This window comes from Haloechinothrix salitolerans (genome assembly GCF_042662605.1).
Taxonomy (GTDB): Bacteria; Actinomycetota; Actinomycetes; order Mycobacteriales; family Pseudonocardiaceae; genus Haloechinothrix_A; species Haloechinothrix_A salitolerans.
In genome coordinates, this window is sequence record NZ_JBHSXX010000001.1 from 563,229 (window position 1) to 577,679 (window position 14,451).

Sequence of the window (14,451 nt, forward strand, 5' to 3'; positions counted from 1 at the left end):
GCGCCGAGTCGTGTCGTTCATTCGACCAGTCATTGCGACAGTAGGCCGTAGATAACATTTGCAATGAAACCGATCGGGATCGAAGCTAGTAGGCCGCCGAGGAAGAACTTCCACTGAATGCGCCTACCAATGGCGGCAGCCTCTTCGTGCGCATCCTTGATGGTGGTGTCAACAAGCTTTCGAACTGCGTCGGCCTCATCTTGATGCAACGCGGCTAGCCGCTGGTTTTGTTCCGCTTCTGCGCGCATCCGCTCAAGTGCGGACGTCTGTACGTGCAACTCTGCATTGAGTTCTTCGATGATCAGAGACGACTGGCGCAGGTACTCGCGCAGATCATCGACTCGTCCGGTAAGAGTGCTCCTCTCCTCGTCAGAAGGTTCTCGTGTGGGAATTCGAGATTGGCGGAGAGCTACGAAGGTTATGGCCAAAGATAGGAAAGCACTCAGGATCGCCGCGATAGGAGTGAGAGGGCGAATTGTTTCTATGTCGCTGGCGTCGACATTCCCGGTTAAAACCAGATATGCAGCATTTAAGATTCCTGTCAGGAAGGCAATAACGAGCAGTTGAGGTAATAGGCGAAAGATCTTTCTTCTGATCGATCTTGCTCGCTGTGAGCTTCCTCCTGCCGACACTATTTCTCCTCCCGTCTTGTGGCGCCGCCGTCGCGCCGTTCGGCCAGCGGAGTCCAATGGTGCGGGGTTGCGCCTGCGATGGCCGCTTCGGGTGCTTGTGTCGTGGCATCGGAGATGGTCAACCGCAACCCGAACTGCAACCCGACGACGAAACGCCGGGCCACCTGTATCGGGTGCGCCCGGCGTTTCGCCTGGTCAGCTGGCGGAGGATACGGGATTCGAACCCGTGAGGGCTATTAACCCAACACGATTTCCAATCGTGCGCCTTAGGCCGCTCGGCCAATCCTCCGCCGGTTAGGCTACCTGACCAGCGGGTCTCGCCGCGCGGCGGCCTCCGTGAGCCATCGAACTCGCAGCGCACCTCCCAGATGACCACGCATTCACCCTTCGCGGCCCGCCCGTCGCGGCCCCGTAGCATTGGAGCCGACATCAGGCCGTGCGCTGGCCGCGACTCGTGGCAGCGCGAACTCGTCGTCGAAGGGCACCGTATGACCGACCAGCAGCTGGTCAAACCTCTCCCCATCAGCGGTTTTCCCGAATGGGTCCCCGAGGTGCGGCTGGTCGAGCAGCATTGGATCGACGCGATCCGGCGCAAGTTCGAGCGGTACGGGTTCTGCTCGATCGAGACGCCGTCGGTGGAGGCGCTCGAGGTCCTGACGGCGAAGGGCGAGACGTCCAAGGAGGTATACACACTGCGTCGGCTCCAAGCCGACTCGGACGATGACAGCGACGCGCGCCTCGGACTGCACTTCGACCTCACCGTGCCGTTCGCCCGGTATGTTGCCGCGCACCTGAACGACCTGGTCTTTCCGTTCAAGCGGTACCAGATCCAGCGCGTCTGGCGCGGAGAACGCCCGCAGGAGGGCCGCTTCCGCGAGTTCACGCAGTGCGACATCGACGTCATCAACCCGGAGAAGGTGCCGCTCCAGTTCGATGCCGAGCTGCCGCGCATCGTGCACGAGATCCTGACCGAGCTGAAACTGCCCGCCTGGTCGCTGTACCTCAACAACCGCAAGATCCTGCAGGGCTTCTACGAGGGCCTTGGCATCGACGACCCGATCGAGGCCATTCGGATCGCCGACAAGATGGACAAGATCGGCGCCGACGGTGTCGGCCAGTTGCTGTCCACCCGTCTCGGGCTCTCCGACGACCAGGTCAGCGCATGTCTCGACCTCGCGCGGGTCAACGGCGGTGACTCCTCGATCGTGGACACCATCGGCAAGCTCGGCGTCAAGTCGGACCTGCTGTCCGAGGGCCTCGATGAGCTGGCGTTCGTGCTTGACTCACTGTCCGATCTGCCGGAAGGTGCCGTCCGTGCCGACATGTCGATCGCGCGCGGGCTCGACTACTACACCGGCACCGTCTACGAGGCGAAGTTCCTCGACTGGCCGGCCTACGGCAGCATCTGCGCCGGTGGTCGCTATGAGAACCTGGCGGGGAGCTTCACCAAGCGCAGCCTGCCCGGCGTCGGCATCTCCATCGGCTTGACCAGGATCTTCGCGAAGCTGCTCACCGAAGGGCTGCTCGAGACCGGTCCGAGCTGCCCTACTGACGTCCTCGTCGTGCTGCCCAGCGAGGAACGCCGCGCGGACGCAACCGCGACGGCCGCCACGCTGCGCGACAGGGGCCTCAACGTCGAGCTGTACCACCAGGCGGACAAGGTCGGGAAGCAGATCCGATACGCGTCGCGCAAGGGCATCCCGTATGTCTGGTTCCCGCCGTTCGACGACGGCAAGCCGCACGAGGTCAAGGACCTCGGCTCCGGTGAGCAGGTCGAGGCCGACCCGACGACGTGGCGGCGCCACTGAGGCGTGCCAGCACGAACCGGCACCGATCAGCGTGATCCGGGTCGCTGACGGCACCGTCTTACGTCGTGAGCGGGCTGGCCCCGTCGTATCGGCCACATGGCCTTGCCGCACCTCGTATCGTGACCGTCATGGCTGTGAACCCGACTGGGCAAGGACTTAAACGTTTTCTCGAAGCCGCTCCTGACGAGCCGGTCGTGATGCTGAACCTGTTGCGGTTCCGAGAGGGCGGTGAGGACTCCTACGAGCGCTATCTCGCGCACTTCGGTGACTGCGCCCGCGAGGTCGGCGGCGAGGTCATCTACTACGGGGACGGCGACGCGGCCCTTGTCGCCGAGGATGGCCAGGCGTGGGATGCCGTGCTCCTTGTCCGGTATCCAACGAGGCGGGCGTTCTCCGAGATGGTGCGGAACCCGCGCTACCAGGAGGGCACGCATCTCAGGGACGAGGCACTCGTCGAGGCGGTGTTGCAGCCGACGACGATGCGTCCGCTGCCGACAGCGGAGAACTGAGATCCGCGACGACCCGGACATGGCCCGTCTGGGCGGGATCACTGACCCATCCGGGCGGGACCGCGAGTCCGATCACTCACAGTGAGTACCGCGCGGTTTACGTGTAGTTTCCCCGCTAGCCAGCGACATGGTTCACGCATTAGGGTGACGCTCGGTGGTGGGAATCCGCACGAATGTCGTGTTCCGTTCGGTGTCCAGCACTGGACAGAACGCGGGATGGGTACGGACCGCAACGACGGACTGCGAGGACCGGCTTCGGCCGGTCCTACGGGGGTAAGAGGTAGATTCAACAGTGAGCACTGCGCTGCGGCCCGATGTCGAAGGGGCGTCGGAACGGCGAGCTGACAAGCGGGGCGGGCGTTGGTCGCGACCTGCCGAGATGGTGGCGAACTCCTGGGCGACGACGCCAGGGCGACTCTCGATCATCGCGGGCGGTCTCATCGCGCTGATCCTGCTGACGGGCGCCGTCGCCGCGGTGACGACCAAGTCCAAATCGGACACCACGAGGGACTTGGTCGAGATCCACGAGCCGACCGCCGCCGACGTGCAACGGCTGTACCGGGCGCTTTCCGATGCTGACGCCGCCGCGGCGAGCTCATTGCTCGCGGCGGGCGACGAGCCCGTCGAGCTGCGAGAACGCTATGAGCAGGACATCGCACTCGCCGGTCCGACGCTTGGCCTCGCGGCGCTCGATCGCTCCGGCGACGAGCGGGTCACGGAGCAGATCGAGATCGTTGGGCGCCAGGTGCCGACCTATGCCGGTCTCGTCGAGGCGGCGCGCGTGAACAGCCGCCAGCAGCTCCCCATCGGTGGCGCCTACCTGCGGGAAGCGTCGCACCTGATGCGCACCGAGATCCTGCCCGCATCGGAACGTCTGTACCGGATCCAGGTAGAGCGCGTGGCCGATGAGCGGGAGTCCGCCGTCAGGTTCCCGTATGCCGCGGCTGTCCTTGCGGTCGTCCTGCTCGTGGCGCTGGTGATGGCACAGGTCCAGATCAGACGACTGTCGAAACGACGACTCAACGTCGGCCTCATCGTCGCGACGGCGGCGATCGTGCTCGGCATCGCGTGGAGCGCCGTCGCGATGACCGCGCACTCCCAGCTCGTCAACGAGGGACACGAGCACGGCTCCGAGCAGGTGAACCTGCTCGCCGACACCAGGATCAAGGCGTTGAAGGCGCGCGCGGACGAACTGCTCACGCTGGTCGCGCGCGGCGGCGGAGCCGCATACGAGGAGGAGTTCGCCAAGCTCGCACGCGGCATAGCTGGCGACGGCGGCGATGGCGGCACGCTGCGGGAAGCGCGCGCCATGATCGAGGACGACGAGATGGCGGCTCATCTCGACAAATCGATCGCCGCGGCGGAACGGTGGCTGACCACCCACGGTGAGATCCGCGAGACCGATGACGGCGGCGACTACGACGCGGCTGTCGAACTCGCCATCGACCGCAGGCGGGTCGGCTCCGCCGCGCAGGAGTTCGCCGCGCTCGACACCAGCCTTGGCAACGCTATCAGGAGCGGACGGCAGCTTTTCGTTGACGAGACGGTCGGTGGTGCGCGGGCGTTGACGCTGCTCACGGCAGGTTGGGCGGTGTTGGCACTTGTCGCGATGGCGGGAGTCGTCGGTGGTATTCGACAACGACTGCGGGAGTATCGATGAAGCGTTGCGTCCGGATCGTGCTCGCGACTCTGCTGGTCGCGTTCACCGCGTCGTGCGGTGACCCGGGTGAGCCACGTTCGCTGGTTCCCGTCGTGTCAGCCGAACGCCCGATGCCAGCCGGTGTCGACCTGTCGCCGGAAGCACCAGAGGGCGGAGCCGGTGAAGACTGCGGCGACCCTACCGCCAGCCTTCCGCCGAGTGGACTCGCGACACCCGCTGGCTCGACCATGGCCGAGATCAAGGAGCGGGGACGCCTCATCGCGGGTGTCTCCCAGAACACGTATCTGTTCGGCTTCCGCGACCCGTCCACCGGCGAGCTGGAGGGTTTCGACATCGACATCGCGCGCGAAGTAGCCCGCGCGCTGTTCGGCCATCCCAACCAGGTGCAGTTCAAGACGGTGAACGTGCAGGAGCGTCTCACCGCACTGGAGGACGGCTTGGTCGACATCATGGTCTACGCCATGACCATCACCTGCGAGCGCCGTGAGCAGGTCGAGTTCTCCAGTGTGTATTTCGAGGCCGGCCAACGGGTATTGGTACGGAAGGGTTCCGGCTATACCAGTTTGTCCGACCTTGGCGGTAAGAAGGTATGTGCGCCGAAGGGGTCGACGTCATTGGCGAACCTGGTGGCCGCCGATCCCAAGCCGGAGCCGGTTGCGGTCAGCGATCTGGCCGACTGCCTGCTCTTGCTGCAGCAGCGGCACGTGTCGGCTATCTCGACGGATGACACCGTCCTGGCGGGGATGGCGAGTCAGGACCCGACGATCGAGGTTGTCGGCGAGACATTCAGCAGCGAGCCATATGGCATCGGAATACCCAAGGACAACAAGGACATGGTGCGTTATGTCAACGCTGTGCTCGAGGACGTGCGGGCGGACTCGTGGCGGGAGATCTACGGTCGCTGGCTCCAGCCTGTCCTTGGTCCGGCGAGCCCGCCGTCCCCGACCTACCAGTAACGCAAGGCGGGAGTGGTACTCATGACGCGCTGTCCGCGTGCCGGTTGCGCCGGAACGGTTGACGAGGACGGCTTCTGCGACGTCTGCGGCCTTGAGGCGGTTGAGACCGCGACCGGGTCCGAGTCGCGGAGCAACGCGTCGGCGCGCACCGGCGCCTCAAGCGGCAGCGGTGTGAAGTCCTGGACGGCCGCTTCGTCGTCATCGAACCCAGTGTCGTCGCGGTCCGGATCGTCCGGTCGCGGCATGCTTGGCGTCGGGCTGATCGAGGTCCCTCCGGTGCCGTACCGCGACCCGAGCGACGTCGTGCTCGACAACCCCGTTGTGCCGGAGCGGCAACGGTTCTGCGGTCGGTGCGGCTCAGAAGTCGGTCGATCACGCGGGGAGCGACCGGCGCGTGCGTCGGGTTTCTGCCCCAAGTGCGGGCAGCGATACTCGTTCACGCCAGCGCTCTCGCCGGGCCAGGTCGTCAATGATCAGTACGAGGTGCTCGGATGCCTCGCCCATGGCGGGCTCGGCTGGATCTACCTCGCGCGTGACCAGGCTGTCTCCGGTCGCTGGGTGGTGCTCAAGGGCGTCATCGACGGTGCGGACGCCGACGCGACCGCCGCGGCCATCGCCGAGCGGCACTTTCTCGCGAAGGTCGAGCACCCGAACATCGTCAAGATCCACAACTTCGTGCAGCACGGCGATGACGAAGCCAGCGTCGGCTACATCGTCATGGAGTACGTCGGCGGGCAGTCGTTGAAGGACCTGCTCAAACAGCGCCGTATCGAACGCGGGCCAACCGAGTGCCTTCCGGTCGAGCAGGCCATCGCTTACGCGATCGAGGTGTTGCGCCCGCTCGGCTACCTGCACGCCAACGGCCTGCTGTACTGCGATGTCAAGCCAGACAACGTGATCCAGACCCAGGAGCAGCTCAAGCTGATCGACCTTGGCGCCGTCCGGCACATCGACGACGACACCGGCGCGGTGTTCGGCACCGAGGGCTACCAGGCGCCCGAGGTGTCCGAGGAAGGGCCGTCGCCCGCGTCCGACCTATACGCCGTTGGCCGGATGCTCGCAGTGCTGTCGATCCCATTCGACTTCCGCTCCACGTACGTCGATCGGCTGCCGTCGCAGGCGGAGGCTCCGCTGCTTGCCGAGCACGAGTCGTTGCGGCGACTACTGGCGCGGGCCTGCCATCGCGATCCGAAGCGCCGGTTCGACTCCGCCGTCGAGATGGCCGAACAGCTCACCTGCGTGCTGCGCGAGGTGTTGGCCGCCTCGGATGGGCAGCCGCGGCCGGCGTCGTCGACGAGCTTCGGGCCCGAGCTGGAGAGCTTCGGAACCCATGCGGACGAGAATGAGGTCGTGGCCACGGTGGACGGTCTCACGGTCGCCCGTGCGCTGCCGGTGCCTCGGGTGGACGGCTCTGACCACGCCGCGGGACTGCTCACCGCGCTCGGTTCCGCCAGCCCCGCCGACCTGCTTGACGAGATCAAGGACACCGCGCCAACCGTCGAGGTGCGGCTGCGTCGCGTGCGTGCCCACATCGAGCTGCGTGACGTCGACGCAGCGTGGTCCGAGGCCGAAGAGGCGTCCGGTGATGCGTGGCGGGCGCGGTGGGCCAAGGGGCTCGCCGCACTGGCCGCGGACAAACCGGTCGACGCGCGGCGCGCGTTCGACTCCGTTGTCGACCTGCTGCCCGGTGAGCTCGTCGCCAAGCTCGCGCTGGCCGCCGCCGCCGAGCTCAGCGGTGACCTAGCGGACGCCGCGCGTTATTACGGCGTCGCGTGGCGCACTGACCGATCGCTGGTCAGCGCGGCGTTCGGGCTGGCGCGTGTGCTGCTCGCGGACGGCGCGCGGACCGAGGCCGTCGCGGTGCTCGGTTCGGTGCCGACGACGTCCGCGCACTACGTCGCCGCGCAGGAAGCGGCGATCCGCGCGGTCGCGAACACCTCGAACCCCGCTTCGCTGGCGTCGATGGAGCTGGTCGCCGCTGGCGAGCGTCTAGGCCAGATCGAGATCGGCGAGGCACGGCGAGCACGGTTGGAAGCCGACCTGCTTGAGACCGCGTTGAATCGGGCGTTCGCCGACGGTCCCGCCACTCCGGATGGCTCGCGGGTGCTCGGTTGCCGGCTCGAGGAGGACGATCTGCGGCTCGGCCTCGAACAGCGCTATCGCACTCTGGCGCGGCACTCCGCGAGCGTGCTGGAGCGGTACGCGTACGTAGACCGTGCCAACCAGGTACGCCCGTGGACGTGGGTGTGACATGGCGCAGCGCTGTTCCTCGTGCACGGAGCCGGTCTGGCCCGAGGACGCCTACTGCGAGGCATGCGGGCAGCGGCTCGCTGGCTCGCAGGTGGTGGCGCTGACGCGCAGGACACCAACGGGCGGACCGGTGCTCGTGCAGTCGGACGAGTGCGTGTATTGCCACCACAGGGCGATCGACGACCAGTTCTGCCTGCGGTGTGGGCGGCAGCAGCCGGACGCACGGGATCGCATGGAGTGCGACATCGGGTCGGTGTGCGGCATCAGCGACAGGGGCATGCTGCGCGACCGCAATGCGGATGCGATGGCGTTCGGATGGGCGGGCGCGACCGGTGATCCCGCCACGGTCGTCGCCGTGGTGTGCGACGGCGTCGGTTCGACACCCAAGTCCGACCTCGCCGCCCAGGTCGCCGCCGATACGGCGACCGACGAGTTGCTGCGTTGCGTCGTAGAGGGTGTCGCGGCGCGGGAGGCGTCGATGCTGGCCACGGCTGCCGCGTCGAAGGCCGTAGCCGGCCTGCCCGGCGATGGCGCGCCGTCGACGACGTTCGTCTCGGCCATCGTCACGACGACCGAGGTTACGGTCGCCTGGCTCGGCGACAGCAGGGCCTACTGGATCTCGGCGGATGGCGCCCAGGCGGAGACCCCGGTCGACGGCGATACCGTGTACGGCTCCGCCTGCCTGACCGTCGACCACACCGAGCGCAACACGCTGCTCAACGAAGGGCTCGCGGCGCGGCACACGCTGACCCGGTGGGTGGGCGCGGACGCCATCGATCTGGAACCGCAGGTCGTCAGTGTCCGGCCCGCTGGTACCGGCAGCATCCTGCTGTGCAGTGACGGGCTGTGGGGTTATGCCACCGACACCGGTGCGCTGGCGGCGCAGGTGCGATCAGGGACGTCGCCGTACCAGGTCGTCAACCGCCTCGTCGACAACGCCATCAAACGTGGTGGCCGGGACAACATCACCGGTGTGGTCGTGCCGTTCCCACCGGCGGTGGTCTCACCATGACGGCACCGACCTTCACCGTCGACGTCGCGCACAACAAGCATCTGGCTCGTGGAACCGCGGAGGCGGATGCCATCATCACCGTGACAGCGACGGATGCGGATGCGGCGACCCCGCACGCCGCCGTCGTGATCATGCTGGACACTTCCGCGTCGATGTTCCGGCCGAGTAAGCTCGCCGCCGCCAGGCGCGCGGCTTGTGCCGCGATCGACGCGTTGCATGATGGCACGGCTTTCGCGGTGGTCGCGGGGACCGACCAGGCCGACATGGTGTATCCGTCCGAGCGTCAGCTCGCCGTGGCGGGCGAGGGCACGCGGGCGGACGCGCGGCAGGCGATCGAGGGTATCGCCGCGCATGGTGGCACCGCGATGAGCCGCTGGTTGTGGCTCGCGGACGAGCTGTTCGCCAGGAGTGGCTACGAGGTCAAGCATGGCATCCTGCTCACGGATGGCCGCAACACATCAGAGCCTTCGGAAGATCTCGCGTCCACATTGGATCGGCTGCGGGGAAGGTTCACCTGCACGTGCCGGGGCGTCGGCACCGACTGGGAGGTCGGTGAACTGCGGCAGATCGCCGACGCGCTGCTCGGCGACGTCGATATCGTAGCCGAGCCCGCCGAACTGGCCGCGGACTTCAGCGCCATCGCCGCCAAGGCGATGCGGAAGAGCGTCCCCGACGTCGCGCTGCGGCTGTGGACGCCGCAACATTCCGAAGTCACCGAGCTGCGGCAGGTCGACCCGTCTGTCGCGGACCTGACGGCGCACGGCAGGCGATCGCAGCAGCAGGCGATCGACTTTCCAACCGGCGCCTGGGAGCAGGAGACCCGCGCCTACCACGCGCGGATCGCGATGCGGCCCGGTGGAATCGGCGAGCGGATGCTGGTGTGCCGGGCGAGCGTTGTCGCCGGTGACGCGCAGTCCAAACCGGGCAAGATCGTCGTCAGCTGGACCGACGACTACGCGCGCTACGGGGTCATCGACCCGACCGTCGCGCACTACACCGGCCAGGAGGAGCTGGCGGAGGCCATTCAGGACGGGCTGGCGGCCCGCCGTGAGGGCGATCTCGACACCGCCACTGGCAAACTCGGCCGCGCCGTCGCGCTCGCGAATGAGTCCGGCCACGCCGAAGCCTCCCGACTGCTGTCCAAAGTGGTCGATATCGATGACGCCGTCACCGGCAAGGTGCGCCTGAAGCAGACCGTGTCCGCTGTGGACGAGATGACGCTCGATACCCGCTCGGTCGTCACGTCCCGGATGCGCCGCTCCGGCACGTAAGGTTCGTGTCCCCCGTTCTCGACGTCGTGTCCCCCGCTCCCGGTGCCATACGTGTCACACCCGCCCGCGCAGCGCCTTCCGGTCGAGCTTGCCCACACTGGTCAGCGGCAGCTGGTCGAGGATGTGGACAACTCGGGGATACTTGCTGCCAGCCAGCTTCGTCTTGGCGAACGCGATCAGCTCATCCTCGGTCGCCTCAGCGCCCGGCGAGAGGGACACGAACGCGACGACCTCCTCGCCGACGACGTCGTGCCGCTGTCCGACGACGCCCGCCATCGCCACCGCTGGGTGCTCGACCAAGACGTCCTCGACGTCGCGCGGGTAGACGTTGAAGCCGTTGCGGATGATGAGGTCCTTTTTTCGGTCCACAATGGTCAGAAAGCCGTCGTCGTCCAGCCGTCCGATGTCGCCGGTGAACAGCCACCCGTCCCGCAACGCGGCCTCGGTCGCTTCTGGCGCGTTGCGGTAGCCGCGCATGATGCCTTCCGCGCGCACGGTCACCTCGCCGTCGGTGCCGGTCGGCACCGGCTGGCCATCCTCGTCGACGATGCGGACCTCATAGCCGGGGATCGGTGGGCCGACGCTGCCGATCTTGCGACGTCCCGGCGGGTTGGCCGACACGACGCCGCCGCTCTCGGTGCAGCCGTAACCCTCAAGCACCTGCATGCTAGGAATCCGCTGCTCCAGCGCGTCGATGGTCTCCCGCGCGAGTGGGGCGGCGCCGATGTTGAGGTAGCGCAGGGTGGACAGGTCGGCGTCGTCGAGCTGCTGGGTCAGCAGGAGCTGCGCCATCGCGGGCACGAGCGTGCCGCGCTCGATCCGGTGCTGTTCGGCGAGGCTGACCCACTGCCCGGGATCGAACCATCGCATCAGCACCGTGACGCCCGGCTCGGGTGAATGCATCCCGCTGACGGTGACGATCATGCCGAACGCATGCGAAATGGGCAGCGGGTTGAGCACCCGCACGAGCCCTGGCACGTACGACGCGTCATGTGCGCTGCGGCCGCAGTACCAGAGGTTGCGGTGGCAGAGCTCCACACCTTTCGACCTGCCGGTGGTGCCACCGGTGTACATCAGCGCGGCGAGGTCACCCTCGTCCCGGTCGACGACGGCGATCGGCTCGGACGACTCCAGCGCGTCGAACGCGGTGACGTCGAAGCCATCCCGCTTCTCCGCGCTGTCCGACTCCGCGACGACGATGTGGGGCTTGACGTCGAGTTCGCCGGCGGCCTCGACCACCTTCGGGACGAAGTCTCCCGTCGTCACGACGGCTTTCGCGCCGGAGTCGACGAGCACGTGCCGCAGCTCGGGTGCGGTCACCAGGAACACGACCGGCGTCACCACCGCGCCCATCCGCCAGATCGCGTTGTAGACGACCGGAACCTCGGGGCAGTTCGCCATCATGACGACGACCTGGTCGCCCGGCTCGACGCCGATCTCGCGCAACCCGCCCGCGACGCGACGGGCACGGTCGAGGAGATCGGCCGAGCGCCAGCTACGACCTTCGAAGATGAGCGACTCGTGGTCGCCGTTGCGGTCGAGCGACTCTTCGGAGAGAGCTCCGAGGTGTACCGAGGTCGCGGCCGTGCTCATGGATCTCCTCCATCACCAGCTATTTCTTACTGACTGGTAGAAATACCGGAGGTTCTCGTGGGAGGTCAAGGGTTGGCGAGGATCACAGTCGTCGCCCGTGGTCAGTCAACATGATCGTGGCGTGGGACGCGGCCAGCACGCGGGTAACCTCTCCTGGGCAGCAGTTGCGCCGGAAGGTCGATATCACGCTATGAGCACCGACATCGAGGGGACGTTGCCGACGAAACGACGTCGGGGCAGGCCGCCCCGTTACCCGTTGCCCGATCCGGAAGATCGCGCCCGGATCATTCTCGACGCGGCGCTTGTCGAGTTCGCGCAACGCGGCTACGCGGCGACGGGTATGAACGACATCGCGCGGGCCTGCCGGATGACCAAGCCGACCATCTATGAGTGCTTCTCGTCCAAGATCGACTTGTTCGGCGCGTTGGTCGAACGGGAGCGGAGCGCGCTGGTCGCGCTGCTGCGACAGACCTACCGGGACACCGCTGAACTGGGGTTATGGGAGAAGGTGCGCGTCGACACCGCCGCGTTCGTGCACTGGGTGTGCGAGAACCCGGACGCCTTCGCGCTGCTGTACCTGATGCCGTCGCCCAAGACCGGGCTCACGCAACGTGCGGAGCTACAGGCCGAGGTGGCCACCGCGCTGGTGGAGAGCATGGAAAAGCTGCTTGCCAAGCATGGCCGCAGCGGCGGGCGGTCGCTGACGACACTGGCGTACATGGCGACCAGCAGCGCGCTCGGCGCGGTGCTAGCCAGCAAGCACCTGCTGCCCGAGCACGCCGAGACGGTCATCGACCTCGCGGCGGGCTTCATCGCCGCCGCCTTCCGCGACGTTCCCACGGACGCCATCGCGGCATTCGATCAGGTCAGTAAGGCTGTCAGCGATCGCTAACGTCGTCAGATCGCGGCGGGCGCCCCGTGAGGCGACGCCCGCGCTATGCCTTGGCCCAGGCGACCACGTCGTCCGCTCGCCAGGTGTTCACCACACGGTCCGCCGGGACACCGCACTCCTCCGCCCTGGCGCAGCCGTAGCGCTGCCAGGCGAGCTGTCCCGGCGCGTGTGCGTCGCTGTCGATGGCGAACCGGCACCCGGCGTCCAGCGCACGGCGAAGCAACCTTCGGGGCGGGTCGAGACGATCCGGGCGTGAGTTGATCTCTACGGCGACGTCGTACTCGCGGCACGCGTCGAACACCGCGTCGGCGTCGAACTCCGACTCCGGCCTGCCCTTGCCGACGACGAGGCGCCCTGTGCAGTGGCCGAGCACGTTCACCCGGGGATTGGACACCGCCGCGAGCAGTCGCCGAGTCATCGCCGGTTTCGGCATACGTAGCTTCGAGTGCGCCGATGCCACCACGACGTCGAGCCGGTTCAGTAGCGCTGGCTCCTGGTCGAGCGTGCCGTCGTCGAGGATGTCCACCTCGATGCCGGTCAGGATCCGAAACGGCGCCAGCTCCGCGTTCAGCTCCGCGACGACGTCCAGCTGCTCGCGCAACCGTTCCGCTGAGAGCCCGCGCGCCACGGTGAGCCGGGGCGAGTGGTCGGTCAGCGCCAGCCATTCGTGGCCAAGCTCACCTGCGGCCTCGGCCATCTCGCGGATCGGACTGCCGCCATCTGACCAGTCGGAGTGGCTGTGGCAGTCGCCCTTGAGCGTGGCAAGCAACTCGGCGCCACCGGACACCTCTGGCTCGGCCCGCGCGAGCAGCCGTCTCAAGTACTCCGGCTCACGTCCGGCCACGGCGTCGGCTACGACCTCGGCGATGCGCTTGCCGATGCCCTTCAGGTCCGTGAGCGTGCCACGCCGCACCCGTTCGGCCAGCTCGTCGTCGGACAACCCCGCGACGACGTCGGCGGCGCGCCGGAAGGCGGCGACCCGGTACGTCGGCTCACCGGCGCGTTCCAGGTGGAACGCGACCGTACGCAGTGCCCGTGCGGCTTCCATCAGCCCGCGAGGATGCCGGTCGTCGAGAACAGCAGGGCGAGCGCGGGCAGGAAGTTGTTCACCTGGTGCGCGACCACGCTGGCCGTCACGTTGCGGGTGAGTAGCCGGGCCAATCCGATCGGGATCGACAGCACCAGCAGCAACGGCGTCCGAAGCAGCTCCATGTGCGCCACGGAGAACACCACGGTCGTCACCGCGAAGATCACCCAGCGGTTCCAGCGCCAGTGCTCGAAGGTGCGCCACAGCACACCCCGGAACAGCACCTCCTCGCTCAGCGGTGCGACCAGCCAGACGCCGAAGAAGGCCACCAGTCCGGCCGCGAGGCTGAGCTGCTCACCCTTGAACAGCTCGCCGACGGCGGATTCCGCCTCGTCAGCGCCGACCCAGGATGCCCAGATCGCGGCGGCGGGAATCGTGATCAGCAGTCCCGCGATGCCGATGGCGAGCCCGCGGAGGGTGTCCCGCCGGTTCCAATGCCACGCCAGTTCCCTGCGTACGCGGCCTTTAGGTGGTCCAGCGCCGAACAACGACGTGCCGGCGACCGCGACCAGAGCGGCGAATACCGGCGGTATCACCAGCATCGTGACCAGCGGCGCGGGTGGCAGCGGCGCACCCTCGGTCAGGGACGGATCCGCCACCGCGAACGGCACTAGCACGATGATCGGGGAAAGCACCAGCGTCAGCTCCCCGGCCAGGAACACGAGGAACAGCGCGAGCCCCTTGCGCGGAGTGCGCCCCGACGCGCGGGCTTCGCTCGTCCCGTGCTGAGATGTCCTCACGCCCATGTCGGATGGTTACCCCTCGGCCGCGGTATTCACGC

12 protein-coding genes and 1 tRNA gene are annotated in these 14,451 nt (G+C 67.3%); 8 read left to right on the forward strand and 5 right to left on the reverse strand.

Annotated features, from left to right (window positions below):
• Window positions 1–29 precede the first annotated feature (29 nt).
• Together ACFQGD_RS02740 and ACFQGD_RS02745 are read right to left on the reverse strand one after the other, a co-directional pair.
• The gene (locus tag ACFQGD_RS02740; protein ID WP_345406931.1) at window positions 30–632 is read right to left on the reverse strand and encodes a hypothetical protein; all 603 of its coding nucleotides are present in this window, start codon (window positions 630–632) and stop codon (window positions 30–32) included.
• A gap of 200 nt (window positions 633–832) precedes the next feature.
• Window positions 833–921, reverse strand: a tRNA-Ser gene (locus tag ACFQGD_RS02745).
• A 199-nt stretch (window positions 922–1,120) separates the two neighbouring features.
• Here ACFQGD_RS02745 and hisS point away from each other — a divergent pair.
• From hisS to ACFQGD_RS02780, 7 genes are all read left to right on the forward strand, one after another.
• Window positions 1,121–2,440, forward strand: a complete 1,320-nt coding sequence (hisS, locus tag ACFQGD_RS02750) for a histidine--tRNA ligase (RefSeq protein WP_345406934.1) — start codon at window positions 1,121–1,123, stop codon at window positions 2,438–2,440.
• A gap of 128 nt (window positions 2,441–2,568) precedes the next feature.
• Window positions 2,569–2,949, forward strand: coding sequence for a DUF1330 domain-containing protein (locus tag ACFQGD_RS02755; protein WP_345406936.1), 381 nt, complete (start codon window positions 2,569–2,571; stop codon window positions 2,947–2,949).
• Window positions 2,950–3,241: 292 nt separating this feature from the next.
• Window positions 3,242–4,609, forward strand: coding sequence for a hypothetical protein (locus tag ACFQGD_RS02760; RefSeq protein WP_345406939.1), 1,368 nt, complete (start codon window positions 3,242–3,244; stop codon window positions 4,607–4,609).
• Window positions 4,606–5,565 carry a glutamate ABC transporter substrate-binding protein gene (locus ACFQGD_RS02765; RefSeq protein ID WP_345406942.1) on the forward strand — a complete coding sequence of 320 codons (960 nt, stop codon included), beginning with the start codon at window positions 4,606–4,608 and terminating at the stop codon, window positions 5,563–5,565. Before ACFQGD_RS02760 ends, ACFQGD_RS02765 begins: the two co-directional genes overlap by 4 nt.
• 21 nt (window positions 5,566–5,586) lie before the next feature.
• Window positions 5,587–7,815, forward strand: coding sequence for a serine/threonine-protein kinase (locus ACFQGD_RS02770; protein ID WP_345406945.1), 2,229 nt, complete (start codon window positions 5,587–5,589; stop codon window positions 7,813–7,815).
• Between the two features lies 1 nt (window position 7,816).
• A complete protein-coding gene (locus tag ACFQGD_RS02775) occupies window positions 7,817–8,827 on the forward strand; it encodes a protein phosphatase 2C domain-containing protein (protein ID WP_345406948.1) in 1,011 nt (336 codons plus the stop codon).
• On the forward strand, window positions 8,824–10,098 hold the full coding sequence (locus ACFQGD_RS02780; RefSeq protein WP_345406951.1) for a VWA domain-containing protein: 1,275 nt from the start codon (window positions 8,824–8,826) through the stop codon (window positions 10,096–10,098). Before ACFQGD_RS02775 ends, ACFQGD_RS02780 begins: the two co-directional genes overlap by 4 nt.
• A gap of 54 nt (window positions 10,099–10,152) precedes the next feature.
• Here the strand turns inward: ACFQGD_RS02780 and ACFQGD_RS02785 are convergent, their stop codons facing one another.
• Window positions 10,153–11,691, reverse strand: coding sequence for a class I adenylate-forming enzyme family protein (locus ACFQGD_RS02785; RefSeq protein WP_345406954.1), 1,539 nt, complete (start codon window positions 11,689–11,691; stop codon window positions 10,153–10,155).
• 190 nt (window positions 11,692–11,881) lie between these two features.
• Here ACFQGD_RS02785 and ACFQGD_RS02790 point away from each other — a divergent pair, with 190 nt between their 5' ends.
• Window positions 11,882–12,583 (forward strand): TetR/AcrR family transcriptional regulator, encoded by a 702-nt coding sequence (locus tag ACFQGD_RS02790; protein ID WP_345406957.1) that lies wholly within the window; start codon window positions 11,882–11,884, stop codon window positions 12,581–12,583.
• 43 nt (window positions 12,584–12,626) lie between these two features.
• Here ACFQGD_RS02790 and ACFQGD_RS02795 read toward each other — a convergent pair whose 3' ends face one another.
• Both ACFQGD_RS02795 and ACFQGD_RS02800 read right to left on the reverse strand, forming a co-directional pair.
• Window positions 12,627–13,631 (reverse strand): PHP domain-containing protein, encoded by a 1,005-nt coding sequence (locus ACFQGD_RS02795; protein WP_345406960.1) that lies wholly within the window; start codon window positions 13,629–13,631, stop codon window positions 12,627–12,629.
• On the reverse strand, window positions 13,631–14,416 hold the full coding sequence (locus tag ACFQGD_RS02800; RefSeq protein ID WP_345406963.1) for a CPBP family intramembrane glutamic endopeptidase: 786 nt from the start codon (window positions 14,414–14,416) through the stop codon (window positions 13,631–13,633). The genes ACFQGD_RS02795 and ACFQGD_RS02800 overlap by 1 nt, the downstream gene beginning before the upstream one ends.
• Window positions 14,417–14,451 lie beyond the last annotated feature (35 nt).